9 protein-coding genes are annotated in these 13,153 nt (G+C 61.9%); 5 read left to right on the forward strand and 4 right to left on the reverse strand.

Features of this window, described 5'->3' with window-relative positions; all coding sequences use genetic code 11:
* Positions 1 to 539 precede the first annotated feature (539 nt).
* From BG61_RS41410 to BG61_RS28320, 3 genes are read left to right on the forward strand one after another with little or no spacing between them, the layout of a single operon-like run.
* Positions 540 to 959, forward strand: a complete 420-nt coding sequence (locus BG61_RS41410; RefSeq protein WP_081868205.1) for a hypothetical protein — start codon at positions 540 to 542, stop codon at positions 957 to 959.
* A gap of 54 nt (positions 960 to 1,013) precedes the next feature.
* Positions 1,014 to 3,752 carry an MGH1-like glycoside hydrolase domain-containing protein gene (locus BG61_RS28315; RefSeq protein WP_035939345.1) on the forward strand — a complete coding sequence of 913 codons (2,739 nt, stop codon included), beginning with the start codon at positions 1,014 to 1,016 and terminating at the stop codon, positions 3,750 to 3,752.
* Positions 3,753 to 3,807: 55 nt separating this feature from the next.
* Positions 3,808 to 5,241, forward strand: coding sequence for an alpha-amylase family glycosyl hydrolase (locus tag BG61_RS28320; RefSeq protein ID WP_233469183.1), 1,434 nt, complete (start codon positions 3,808 to 3,810; stop codon positions 5,239 to 5,241).
* A 121-nt stretch (positions 5,242 to 5,362) separates the two neighbouring features.
* Here the strand turns inward: BG61_RS28320 and BG61_RS28325 are convergent, their stop codons facing one another.
* The 3 genes from BG61_RS28325 to BG61_RS28335 all read right to left on the reverse strand — a co-directional run bounded on the left by BG61_RS28325 (position 5,363) and on the right by BG61_RS28335 (position 9,356).
* Positions 5,363 to 6,367 (reverse strand): DedA family protein/thiosulfate sulfurtransferase GlpE, encoded by a 1,005-nt coding sequence (locus BG61_RS28325; protein ID WP_081868206.1) that lies wholly within the window; start codon positions 6,365 to 6,367, stop codon positions 5,363 to 5,365.
* A 320-nt stretch (positions 6,368 to 6,687) separates the two neighbouring features.
* The gene (locus BG61_RS28330; protein WP_035939349.1) at positions 6,688 to 7,896 is read right to left on the reverse strand and encodes an NAD(P)/FAD-dependent oxidoreductase; all 1,209 of its coding nucleotides are present in this window, start codon (positions 7,894 to 7,896) and stop codon (positions 6,688 to 6,690) included.
* 458 nt (positions 7,897 to 8,354) lie between these two features.
* Positions 8,355 to 9,356, reverse strand: a complete 1,002-nt coding sequence (locus BG61_RS28335) for a LysR family transcriptional regulator (protein ID WP_035939557.1) — start codon at positions 9,354 to 9,356, stop codon at positions 8,355 to 8,357.
* A gap of 552 nt (positions 9,357 to 9,908) precedes the next feature.
* On the opposite strand from BG61_RS28335, the gene BG61_RS28340 reads away from it, so the two are divergent.
* Both BG61_RS28340 and BG61_RS40425 read left to right on the forward strand, forming a co-directional pair.
* The gene (locus tag BG61_RS28340; RefSeq protein WP_051672835.1) at positions 9,909 to 10,475 is read left to right on the forward strand and encodes an Ohr family peroxiredoxin; all 567 of its coding nucleotides are present in this window, start codon (positions 9,909 to 9,911) and stop codon (positions 10,473 to 10,475) included.
* A 23-nt stretch (positions 10,476 to 10,498) separates the two neighbouring features.
* Complete coding sequence (locus BG61_RS40425) at positions 10,499 to 12,253, forward strand: FAD-dependent oxidoreductase (RefSeq protein WP_075584242.1); 1,755 nt, start codon at positions 10,499 to 10,501, stop codon at positions 12,251 to 12,253.
* A gap of 42 nt (positions 12,254 to 12,295) precedes the next feature.
* On the opposite strand, the gene BG61_RS28350 is transcribed toward BG61_RS40425, so the two are convergent.
* A complete protein-coding gene (locus BG61_RS28350) occupies positions 12,296 to 13,144 on the reverse strand; it encodes a LysR substrate-binding domain-containing protein (RefSeq protein WP_035939351.1) in 849 nt (282 codons plus the stop codon).
* Positions 13,145 to 13,153 lie beyond the last annotated feature (9 nt).

Genomic DNA, 13,153 nt, shown 5'->3' on the forward strand with positions numbered 1-13,153 from the left:
CGTGCGGCGTGGCGGGTTCACGGGGCGCGGCAACCGCGCTCCTGAAGCGTCCAGGTGTTGCCGTGCGGGCCGGCAAAGCCGGTGAAGCTCGCATCGTCGCGGCCGCCCATTCACTGGACACTACCTTACAACCGCGATTCAAATGTCCGAGCTAGCCCTTTCGATAATTTCCGCCTATTCGTTCCCGCACGGGATAGAACGCTGAACGAACCGGACAGCCTGCTGTGCTGCGCTGAAACATCCGGAGCGGATCACCGCGAAAGTATCGCCATGACTTCGACTTGCGAATAAAAGCAGGCGCGCGGTCAATGGAATTCGTATTAGCCTTTGCCCCCTTGTCAGTCACGGCGTTTCCGGCCTTGCCGGCACCTCGCGCAGCCACGTCCATTGGACGAAAGTCCAATGGCGGCTGCGCTTCGCCGATGCTAGCCTGAGTAGATGAGCCAATGGGTACGTTGCCTGCGCGCCGGCGCGCGGAGCGTCAGCCATGTACCCAGTCGGGGATCGCAGGTCCAGGCACCTGGCAAATTGACAGAGTGATGAACAAGACCTTCATCAAGACGCTCGTCGCCATGGCGGCCGCCCCCGTCGTGGCTCCGGGGTTTGCCGATGCAGCCTGCGACTATTCGCGGAACCGGGCGGTATCGGCTTGCGAGCGCGTGACGCGCGTTGCCCATGACGGCACCTGGGACCTGTACCTGACCGGCTATGGCTGGCACATCGACGGCTATGACAATACGAGCCACCTCAACGCGAATTCGTGGCGTGGCGGAGCAGGCAAGCACTGGACCGATGAGAACGGCAACGACGACATCCTGTTCGCGATGGCTTTCTCCGATTCCCACAATCACATCGAGCCGATCGCCGGATACGCGCGTCAATGGTTCACTCGGCGCGTTGACACGATCCGCACCGACGCACCGTCGTTACCCGATTCGCTCACGATGGACGCGGCATGAGACGCGCGTGCGTGGTATCGAGTGTTGTTCATTACACCCCTCACGGAGGAAAGCATGGCCCCCGCAATCGTGGACGTAACGGAACAAAAGCGCCTGAACGACGCGCGTGATTCCCGGATCCCATGGAAGAAGTGGGGGCCCTACCTCAGCGAGCGACAATGGGGGACGGTGCGCGAAGACTATAGCGACAACGGCGATGCCTGGAACTATTTCACGCATGATCATTCGCGCTCGCGCACCTACAAGTGGGGCGAAGACGGGATCGGTGGCGTGTGCGACGACCAGCAGCGGCTGTGCTTCGCACTCGCACTATGGAACGAGCGCGACGCGATATTGAAGGAGCGCCTCTTCGGCCTGACCAACAGCGAGGGCAATCATGGCGAGGACGTGAAGGAGTATTACTTCTATGTCGACAGCACGCCCACGCACTCGTACATGAAGTACCTCTACAAGTATCCGCAGAGGGAATATCCGTATCCGGATCTGGTCGAGACCAACCGGAAACGCTCGCGCGGGGAGATGGAGTACGAGCTGCTCGACACGGGTGTCTTCGACGAAGACCGCTATTTCGATGTGTTCGTGGAATACGCGAAAGCGGAGCCGGAAGACATCCTCGTGCGCATTTCCGTGCACAACCGCGGACCGGAGGCGGCACGGCTGAGGGTATTGCCCACACTATGGTTCCGCAACACCTGGTCGTGGGGCGAGGATAACCGCAAGCCCTCGCTGCAGGATGCCGGCCCCGGCGTCATCCGGGCCACGCATCATGATCTGGGTGAGTACTGGCTCCATTGCGAAGGCTCGCCTGAAACGCTCTTCACCGATAACGAGAGCAACGCGCAGCGCTTGTGGAATCAGCCCAACGCGTCGCCCTATGTCAAGGATGCATTTCACGCGTACGTCATCTCGGGAAAGCGTGATGCGGTGAATCCCGCCAGGACGGGAACCAAGGCCGCGGCCCATTACGTGTGCAACATACCCGGCGGCGGCAGCGCGACCATCCGCTTGCGCCTCGCGCCGACGAAACTGGACGATGCGTTCGGCAGCTTCGAGCAGACGTTCGATAGCCGCGTTGCCGATGCGAACGAGTTCTACGAACGCATTGCGCCCAAGTCGCTGACCGACGATCAGCGCCGGGTACATCGCCAGGCGCTGGCGGGCATGCTGTGGGGCAAGCAGTATTACTACTTCGATCTCGAGCTCTGGCTGCGCGAGCACCGGAGTCATCCGTTGCTCGATGCCGCCCGGCGGGACGTGCGCAACACCGAGTGGTTCCACATGCTGAACGCCGACGTGATCTCCATGCCGGACAAGTGGGAGTATCCGTGGTACGCGGCCTGGGACCTTGCCTTCCATACGATCGCGCTGGCGCAGGTCGATTTCGATTTTGCCAAGGAGCAACTGCTGCTCATGCTGCGCAGCCTGTACGTTCACCCGAGCGGCCAGATTCCGGCCTACGAGTGGAACTTCAGCGACGTCAATCCTCCGGTGCATGCCGCGGCGACGCTCTGGCTGTACAAGTACGAGAAGGAGCTTGGACGCGCCGACCCGCGCTTCCTTGAACGCTCGTTTCAGGGGTTGATGCTCAACTTCAACTGGTGGGTGAATCGCAAGGACCCTTCGGGTCGCAACGTCTTCGCCGGTGGCTTCCTCGGCCTCGACAACATCGGCGTATTCGACCGCAGCGCGCAGCTTCCGACCGGCGGGTCGCTCGAGCAGGCGGACGGGACGGCGTGGATGGCGTTCTACTGTCAGACCATGCTGGAGATGGCGATCAACCTGACCGAGTACGACCCGATCTACGAGGAAGTGGCCTTCAAGTTCGTCCAGCATTTCATGTGGATCGCCTATGCGATGGACCGGCGCGGCGAACATTCGGACGAGATGTGGGACGAGGAGGACGGCTTCTTCTATGATCTGCTGCGGCTCCCCGACGGTCAGACGATGCGCCTGAAGATAAGGTCGCTGGTGGGGCTGCTGCCGCTGTGCGCGTCGACCGTGTTCGAAGCGCAGTCCCTCACGCGCAATCCGAAGCTGGTGGAACTGATCGCGCAGTTTCGAAAGCGCTACCCGGAATTGATCAAGCATGTGGCCCCGACCGACACCGGGTTCATCGGCCACAAGGACCGGAGGCTCCTGTCGATCCTGAACAGGCGCAAGCTCGAACGCGTGCTCGGCTACATGCTCGACGAGAACGAGTTCCTGGGGCCGCACGGCATCCGCTCGCTATCCCGGTATCACCTGGAACATCCGTACGTGCTTCACGTCGCCGGACAGGAATACAAGGTGCAGTATCTGCCGGCCGAATCGAATACGGGCATGTTCGGTGGCAACTCCAACTGGCGCGGACCCGTGTGGATGCCGGTCAATTTGCTGATCGTCCGCGCGCTGGTCAACCTGTACAGCTTTTTCGGCAACGACTTCAAGGTCGAATGCCCGACCGGGTCCGGGCAGCACATGACGCTCTTCGAAGTCGCCCAGGAGATCGTCCGCCGCCTGACCAGCACGTTCCTGCGCGATGCCGAAGGCAAACGGCCGGTCTATGGCGGAACGGGCAAGTTCCAGAACGATCCGCACTGGCGCGACCTGATCCTGTTTTACGAGTACTTCCACGGTGACAACGGTGCCGGCCTCGGGGCCAGTCACCAGACGGGCTGGACGGGTCTCGTCGCCCCGCTCATCGACCTGTTCGGGCGTGTCGACGCAGCAACCGTTCTGGAGACTGAGCGCGGACTCGTGATGTCCCGGCTCGTCAGGGGACAGGTGGGCGGGGAAGCGGCAGGCGAGAAGTGAGGAGCGGAAAATGCCCGACGTACGTTACCCGGCGCTGTACCAGATCAACACGCGCGTGTGGCTGACCGAACTGTCTCGCGCGCTCGGCAGGCGCGCGACGCTCGACGACATCCCCGACGCCGAACTCGATCGTCTGGCCGAGCGGGGCTTCGACTGGGTGTGGATGCTGAGCGTCTGGCAGACCGGCCCGGCGGCGCAGGCGATCTCGCGTGCGCACGCCGGGTGGCGCGCCGAATTCGCCGCCACGCTGCCCGACCTCGGGGACGACGACATCGCCGGCTCGGGGTTCGCCATTCAAGGCTACACCGTCCATCGTGATCTGGGCGGCACCGAGGCGCTCGCGCGATTGCGGCAGCGCCTGCAGCAACGCGGGCTGAAGCTGATGCTCGACTTCGTGCCGAATCACATGGCGCCGGATCACGAGTGGATCGATGAGCATCCGGATTACTTCGTCCATGGAAGCGACGCGGACCTCGCCCGCTCGCCACGCAACTATTGCCGGGTGCAGACGAGAAGCGGGCCGCTGGTGATCGCACACGGCCGGGACCCGTACTTCGACGGATGGCCCGATACGTTGCAGCTCGACTACGGCAATCCTGAGTTGCAGCAGGCGATGATCGGCGAGCTGCAGCGAATCGCCGGTCAATGCGACGGCGTGCGTTGCGACATGGCGATGCTGGTCCTGCCCGACGTGTTCGAACGCACCTGGGGCATTCGCGCCGAACCGTTCTGGCCGAAGGCGACCGCGGCCGTACGGCGTGCGCATCCACACTTCCGGTTCATGGCGGAGGTCTATTGGGACCTGGAATGGACGATGCAGCAACAGGGCTTCGACTACGCCTACGACAAGCAACTCTACGACCGCTTGCGCGACGCGCACGCCCGGCCGGTGCGCGAGCATCTGCATGCCGGGCTCGATTACCAGGACAAGCTGGCCCGCTTTCTGGAAAACCACGACGAGCCCCGGACCGCGGCAACCTTCGATCCCGACAGGCACGAGGCCGCGGCCATCATCACCTTTCTCTCGCCCGGTCTGCGCTTCTTTCACCAGGGGCAGTTCGAGGGGCGCACGAAACGCATTTCGCCGCACCTCGTCCGGGCGCCACAGGAGCCCGTCGACGCAAGGACGCGGGAGTTCTACGAGAACCTGATGGCCGTGCTGCGTCAGCCGGTCTTCAGAGACGGCGCATGGACCTTGCTTGACCGGGAACCGGCGTGGGACGGAAACTGGACCTCGGACTGTTTCATTGCCTGGTGCTGGCAGCGGGCCGATGGCGAACGACGCATGGTTGTCGTCAACTATGCGGGCAACCAGAGCCAGTCTTACGTCCGAATCCCGTTTGCCGAACTGTCCGGCCGGACGGTACGGCTCAAGGACATGATGGGGCCGGCCAGTTTCGATCGCGACGGGAGCGACCTCGTGGCACGCGGTCTTTACCTGGATCTGCCGCCCTGGGGCTACCACGTCTTCGAAATGACTGCGTTGTGAAGGCTTCCGGGAAATTACTCACAACTGCGTCGGTGGAATCGTCGCGCTCAGGCCATGGATATCGGAGAGCTTGTGATTGGCGACTGGCGGCAACAGAACAGAGCGCGTGACATCCTGACACTCACTGAGCCACGAGTCCCCTCTCTTCTCCACTTGTTGCATCGTCGTCCATCGCTGCCACCGGATCAACCTCGAAGCCCGCAAGCCGCCATGCGTCGATCCCGCCGGTAAGCGGCAACGCGAGCTTGACGCCGGCTCCTCGCAAGCGCTTGGCCATCCATGCGGCAGAGACCTCGCCCGGACACGAACAGTAGATGACGAGCGCCCGGTTCGCCCCGTAGCGTTCAACGATCTCCTGCAGTTTCCGTTCATCGGCAATCACAGCGCCTGGAATAACGAATGGATCTAACATTCTCCGCTCGGCGGAGCGGATATCGAAGACGGCCGGCCGCGGGTCGTTCGCGAGCAATGCATGCAGTTCATGTGCACTGATCCGCGCCGTTTCGAGCGCCTTTGCCAGCATCAACCGCCGGCAGTAGCGATACAGGACATAGAGCGCCAGTGCGATGCCGATCACGAACAGCGTTTGCCAGCCAAGATGAGAGACAAGCACAAAAATCACGTCGATCTGCGACGCGAATATTCCACCGACGGCCAGTCCAGCCGATGCCCAAAGCGCTACACCCGTGCAATCGTGCGCGATGAAGGAACGCAACCTGACCGCCATCGCGCCGCACAGCGGCACCGCCACGAGCGACAAGCCAGGTACGAACCGCGCAACGATCAGGACACGGACGCCCCAGCGCCCGAAGAAGCGCTCCGTTTTCCTGACGCACGTCTCGCGTGACAGCGACAGTTTGCAAACGGTCTGAAGCGTGCGCTCACCATAGCGCTTGCCGCCCTGAAACCAGATCAGGTCGCCAAGCACACCTCCAAGAACAGCGGCGCCCAGCATCATCGCGAAATGCGACAACGCAGACGGTAAAGCATGCGTCGCGATCGTGATGCTCGCCCCAACCGCGATCAATGTCGGTATGGCAGGCAATGGCAGGCCGATTGAAGAGCCGAGCACATTCAGGAATACGACCAGCACACCATACCGCGCGATCAACTCATGCGACAGCATGTCGCCCTCCTCCAGGCTTGCACGTACCGCTGCGCAGGGTCTTTTCACGAACAGACAAGTGTGTCTCCGCTAACGAGCGCGACCCTGTCATTCAATGCCATACGTCCCCCGTGAGAGGTTACTGGTTGACCGCAAGCAGGACACATCGCAGGAGCGGATCTTGTCGAGACTCGTGACGTGCCCTGGCGCGCAGCAGTGCAGACTGCTGCGCGCTTTCGCACCATTCGTGCGGCGTCGTGTGCGGCCTGGCCTCCAACCCCATCAATCGGAGGCCGGCCGACTCACTGTGCCGATGGCTGCGCCTTAGGCGGTATGACGCCCTATACGAAGGACGCTTGCGGATTGCCCGCCGCCAGAGCTTCGGCACGATTCGGCGCCGGCGGATAGATCCACTGCGTGTTGATCACCTGTTTGCGCGCCTTGCCTTCGGCGTGCGTCAACTTGATCTGTCGATCCCAACCTTCCGAGTAGACGGCACCCCATTCGCCAAGGTCGAGGCAAGTGGCATAGAACGGCTGTCGATACGGCAGCGTCGGGATCCCGAGCAGATCCGCGGCCACGTTGTGCCCGCCGAATTGCCCCATCACGATGGCGTGCTGGCAGGACATCAACGCGTAGCGTCCGTTATCGTCAGTCAGAGCTCGCGCCACATCACCCGCCACGAACACACCGGGTGCTTCGGCCACGCGAAGATCCGGTTCCACTTCGACGCGTCCCAGCGGATCGAGACGCGAAGAGACTTGCGCGGTCAGCGAGCTGGCACGCATGCCACCCGCCCAGATCACGGTCCCGGCTTCGATACGGGTGCCCGATGCAGTGCGCACCCCGTCCGCATCGACCGCCACCACGCCGGAGCCCAGTACCGCCTCGACGCCCAGCGAGTCAAACGCTTCGGATACGAAAGGACGGGGGTTGGGTCCGAGATCGGGGCCAATCTCGTCCTGAGAGCCGATCACGACGACACGAACCGCCGCGTCGGCGCCAAACAGCTCGCGCATGCGCCTGGGCAATTCAGTTGCGAGCTCGATACCCGTAAAGCCACATCCCACCACTGCGACCGTGTTGCGCGCAGGCGATTCCGGCAGCTTTGCCAGCTCTTTCAGGTGCTTGTCGAGTTCGACGGCATCCTCAACGCAATCGGCAGAGAAAGCGTGCTCCACCAGACCCGGAATGGGCGGCCTGTGCAACTTGCTACCGCTCGTCAGCAACAGCCGGTCATACGCGAGCGAACGCTCTTGCCCGTTCTCCGACACGACACTCACGGTCCTGTCATGAACGGAGATCTCTTCGGCACGGCCCTCGACAAACTTCACGCCAATGGCGTCGAAGAGCGGCAGAAGCGGGGCAGCCATCCGCTGCGGCTCGCTTTCGTACAGCCGCGGGCGGATCTGCAATTCCGGTTTCGGCGAGATCAGGGTAATTTCAACGTCACTGCTCCTTACGCCCGCGCCATCGAGCACGCGAGCGGCGCCTAGCGCGCCCCACACCCCGGCAAAGCCGGCACCCACTATCAGGATTTTCTGCGACATGATTATTGCCTTCCGTTAGAAAATTGCGAAGTCGATTGCGGGCACCGAACCCCATGGCGACCGGTGCCCTGCTTCGTCGTGCGGCGATCAGTTCACGATCGCCGCACGATGGCCCATCTCCGGGATACCGCCCGTTCCGTGGCGATCTGGATGAACCCTTTATTGCGGGAGCGCCTGATATCGCCATGTCCTGGCGACGGGTCATTTGCAGTGAATGCGCGCGAATCAAAATGGCATCGCGAGTCGCGGCGTTGCACGATAGTCATTCATGACAAGGCGGCACCGTCGAGCAGCGGCTCCGCGAGAGGTTCAGACTCTCCCGGAGAGCGACAACGGACACGCCGGATTGGCACTGGAAACGTTGCCTGCGCGGCCACCGTCAGGAAGAATCGTAGACGGGGGCGCCGAGCGGCAGTAGCCCCGCGAAGGCGCTCACCGTGTTGTCTCGATGACAACAATCAGCGACAGAGCGACAGCGGAACGACTTGAGTGGGACAGTGCAGGTCGAGCGCCCTGATCTGCTCGGTCATGTGGTCGATGAACACGCGGATGCGCGCCGGCAAATGCTTGCGGCTCAGATAGCACGCGTAGTGGCCGCGATCATCGGGCGCGTGCTGTGCAAGGCACGCCTGCAGACGGTTCTCGCGCAAGAGCCCGCTCACCTGGTAGGCCGCAAGTTGTGCGACGCCATGGCCATCGAGCACCGCTTGCAGGACGAGATCGGAATCGTTGAAAGTATGAAGCGCCTTGGGGACGGCCTTGCAGCTCACGCCACTCACCTTGAACTCCCAATCGGCAACACGGCCCGAAGCCGTCCGGAAGTTGATGCAGCGATGGTCATCGAGTTCCTCGACCGTGCGCGGCAAGCCGTGCGCGCTCGCATAAGCGGGCGACGCGCACACAATCATCTGCATCGGGATGATCTGCTTCGCGACGACCTGGCTGTCGTCCATCCTGCCGTCGCGGAATGCGACGTCGACACGATCCGAGGTAAAGTCGGCGGGACTGTCCTTGAGCACGAAATCGATCGCGATGTCCGGATACGCTGCGTGAAATCCGTTGAGCAGCGGCGCCACGATCCTGCGGCCAAAGCCGATCGTCGAGCAGATACGCAATTGACCGCGCGGCGGACCGTGACGAAGTTCGCGCATGTCTTCCAGCGCCTGGACGATCCGCTCTACACCCGGGTGGCAATTCTCATAGAAGAGTTCGCCTTCCCGCGTCAGAGACGTGCTTCGCGTGGTGCGCAAAAAGAGCCGGGCATCGAGTTGCGCTTCGAGCTTCTGGACATTGCGGCTGACTGCGGACCGGCCGATGCCGAGACGGTCCCCCGCCTTCGCGAAGCTGCCCTCGCTCACCACGGCGAGAAATGCGATCACGCCAGCGTAGCTGGTGGAAAAGCTGCACGCGAGCGAGTCTTCGCTGGCGGCGTGTTGTGGATGCGTTTCACTGGTCGACATGAGCATGCGCTATATAGCGTTCAGTTCACTAGCCAATGCGAAGATTCTCTACGGCGGCCCCCGTCATGCGAGAGTCGATAGCCTGCGCGATGGGGCACCGGCAGATGAAATGGCGGCTTGAAGTTCCCATGCCGAACACGGCGTTTCGTCGCCCGGATTGGTGACGGCTACGGGCGATTTTTTACCGATTCTCCTGCCCCGATGAACCGTAACTTATACGCTCACTGCACGGGAATAACAACCGGCGCGCTCAGACTCAATTCCGTCAGGAACAGGCAGCGCATCCGCATCCCGCTTCATGCCGCCAGATGTATTCTGGTAATTGCTTAATCCATTTCATGATTTCCTGACTGGTTCAGCCGACCGTTCTTTTCCGCGGCAAAAGAACGGTCGATCAGCAGCGCCCCGCCGCAGTCCGATGACTGTTTCGCGTTGATTGTCGTCTTGACGGCAACACCATGCGTTCCTCCCCAACGCTTCTGCCTCCGACGTGACCGGCCTACGATGTATTCAAACGCTCGAATGACTTTGACAAGTAAGCAGATTCACACCATGACCAAATTGACGCCCCCCCCTTTGACAGTGCTCGACAAATACTACGGGCCGGAATTTCAGGGGCTCTATACCGCAAACGTACGCGTGACGGGTGGCGAGGCCGAACACGGAAGAGCCTCCGGGATCGTTCGTTCAGACGACGGCAATCTCGAACTGAACCTGCGGATGCCAGAGGCCCTGGGCGGCCCGGGTGGCGGCACCAATCCCGAGCAGCTGTTCGCAGCAGGCTATGCGGCCTGCTTTCACGGCGCGCTGACCTTGATTGCCGCCAAGAACGACATCTCGCTTGTCGACGCCGCAGTCCATGTGTCCGTTACGTTCGGACGCGACCCGGTGGACGGCCTGTACACGCTGACAGCCGACATCAGGATTCATTTGCCGGGTGTGGACCGCGCCATTGCCGAGCAACTCGTTCGCGCCTCCGAGCGCGTTTGCCCCTACGCCAAGATGGCGCGGCAAGGGATCGTCAATGTCGTCGCGCTGCACGACGATTCACCCGCACCTGCGCATGACGTCGACCCGGCGTTCAACGCTTTTCTGCATGGACCCGACGTGTCGACCTAGCACCATTTCTGGACGGTACCATCATGAAAGACGATCTCGACCTGATATTGCAAAGTCACGCTTCGGATAGCGTCGAACAGCGGGTCAGGCATCCGCCGCTGCATCATGACGAGCACGCGCGGGGCGACATGCACGCGCAATTGTCTGCCCGGGAGATCGAGCGAGCCAGGCGCCTTGGCGTACCCAGGAAGTACCCGGCCGGTGAATTCCTGCTTGAAGCAGGACAGGCATGCGCGGGCATGCTCATCGTCCTGAAAGGAGCCGTCCGGATTATCTACCGCGACGGGCTGGGTCGCTCGCTCAATGAACTGGTCCTGCGGCCAGGGCAGTTCGTCGCAGAGGTGGGCCAGCTGTCCGGCAAGCCTGCAATGGTCGACGCGTGCGCGATAGAAGACGTGGAGGCCCTGTTGCTCGCTCCGCGTCAATTGCGTCAGTTGATAGTCGGTGAAGCCGAGCTCGGCGAGCGCGTCATGCGTTCCCTCATCCTTCGCCGATCGCGACTGGTGGAAGCAGGGGCCGGTCCTGTCATCATCGGCGATGCCGGCGATCCGGACGTCGTTGCGCTGCAAAATTTCTTTGCACGCAATGACTACCCGCACCACAAGACGGATCCTCAATGCGACCCTCAGGCGAGGCGCCTCCTCAAGCAAGTCGGCATCTCATCCACCGATCTTCCCGTTGTGCTGTGCCTTGACGGCACAGTGCTCCGGCGTCCCACCGAGGCCGCGATTTCGTCGCAGTTGGGTTGGCTTCCGTCATTCGAATCTCACCATATCTACGATGTAACGATCGTCGGGGCCGGGCCCGCCGGGCTCGCGACAGCGGTCTACGCGGCATCGGAAGGGCTTTCCGTCCTTGTGCTGGACGGTCGGGCGCCAGGAGGGCAGGCCGGCGAAAGCTCACGCATTGAAAACTACCTCGGCTTTGCAACCGGAGTCTCGGGCGGAGCGCTGGCTCGTGGAGCCTTCCTGCAGGCTCAGAAGTTTGGCGCGCAAATCGCCATCCCGATGAAGGTCAGGTGCCTTCAAACCGTCGGCTCGCCGATCAGGCTCGAACTGATCGACGGCCGGCGCATCCGAACCCATACGCTGGTCATCGCGACAGGCGCATCGTATCGCCGCGCCGAATCGAACGGGCTCGATGAATTGAATGGACGTGGCGCTCACTATTGGGTATCTCCCGCGAGCGCGAAGCTTTCCGAAGGGATGGAAGTAGCGGTGATTGGAGGCGGCAATTCGGCAGGACAAGGGGCTGCTCATCTCGCGATGCATGCTTCACACGTTCATGTGCTGTTTCGCAGGGACAGTCTTGAATCGACCATGTCGCAGTACTTGATCAGCCGGCTTTCCGACGCGGCGAATGTGACGTTGCACGCTCACACGGAGGTCGAGTCGGTGCGCGTCGAGGACGGGACACTGTCGGGACTGCGGTGCTCGACCCCGGACGGCGCGATGACGCTGGACGTCCGTCACGCGTTCATCTTCACAGGCGCTGCGCCCAATACGGCATGGCTGAAAGACTCCGGCGTGCGTACCGACGACAAGGGATTCATACTGACGGGCTCGGCCGCGGGACACACAGGACAGTTGCCGGGATCGCTCGAAACCAGTATTCCGGGCGTATTCGCCATCGGAGACGTCCGGTCGGGATCCGTCAAGCGCGTGGCTGCGGCGGTAGGCGAAGGTGCAGGCGTCGTCGCTCAAATACATCCTGTGATCGCCAAGCGCCGTGAACATGCGCAACCGGGCGCGCGCGAAATGATGCTGACGACAGCGTGACGACATGCGGCTTCTTTACCTCGTGCTGTTGTCGCACCTCGTTCACGTTCTCAACTCAGTCAGAATCTGCTCGGCAAGAAAATCACAGGGAGCTCGCGCGGATCGCGAACTGCGTGCAAGGACTATCTCGAGTTCGGCAAGCGGTGGCAACCCTTCGTTCTGCGATAGCTGAACAAGATGTCCGGGTACGCTGCACTTTGCCAGTGACGCGACCGCAAGCCCCGCTTCGACCATGCTGATCAGGCCCAGCAGACTCGGGCTTTCGTAGGACATTCGATATTTGATGCTCGCCCGTTGAAGCGCGCTGATGGCAGCGACACGCGCGGCACTGCCCTGTGCGAAAACCGCGATCGGAAGCGGACGCTCCTTCCACACTTTCCTCACGGCCGACCCGACCCAGACCATCGGCTCGAATCGGATGAATTCTCCCGCCATGCCCCTGGTTTTCGTGATGCAGGCGAGATCAAGCGTATTGTCCTTGAGCAATGGAACGAGTGCCGTGCTGGGCATGCCGATTACCCTTATTTCCACGCGTGGGTGAGCAACGGCGAACTTTCCCAGGACCGGCGGCAGCAGGGATGAAGCGTAGTCGTCCGGAACGCCGATGCTTATGCGGCCCTTCATCTCCGGGCGAACGACCGATGCCCATGCCTCGTCCCGCATTGCAAGCATACGACGGCCATAGTCGAGAAGCGTCTTGCCCTCTGCGGTAATCGCTACGCTACGGGTGCTTCGGATGAAGAGCGGTCTTCCAAGTGATTCTTCCAGCGCCTTTATCTGCATGCTCACCGCAGACGCAGACCGGTGCACGGAATCCGCACCCCGGACAAACGATCCGGTGTCGGCGACCGCCACCACCATTTCAAGCACGTCCAGATCGAGCTTTTTCATTTCGTCAGA

Source organism: Caballeronia glathei (assembly GCF_000698595.1).
Taxonomy (GTDB): domain Bacteria; phylum Pseudomonadota; class Gammaproteobacteria; order Burkholderiales; family Burkholderiaceae; genus Caballeronia; species Caballeronia glathei.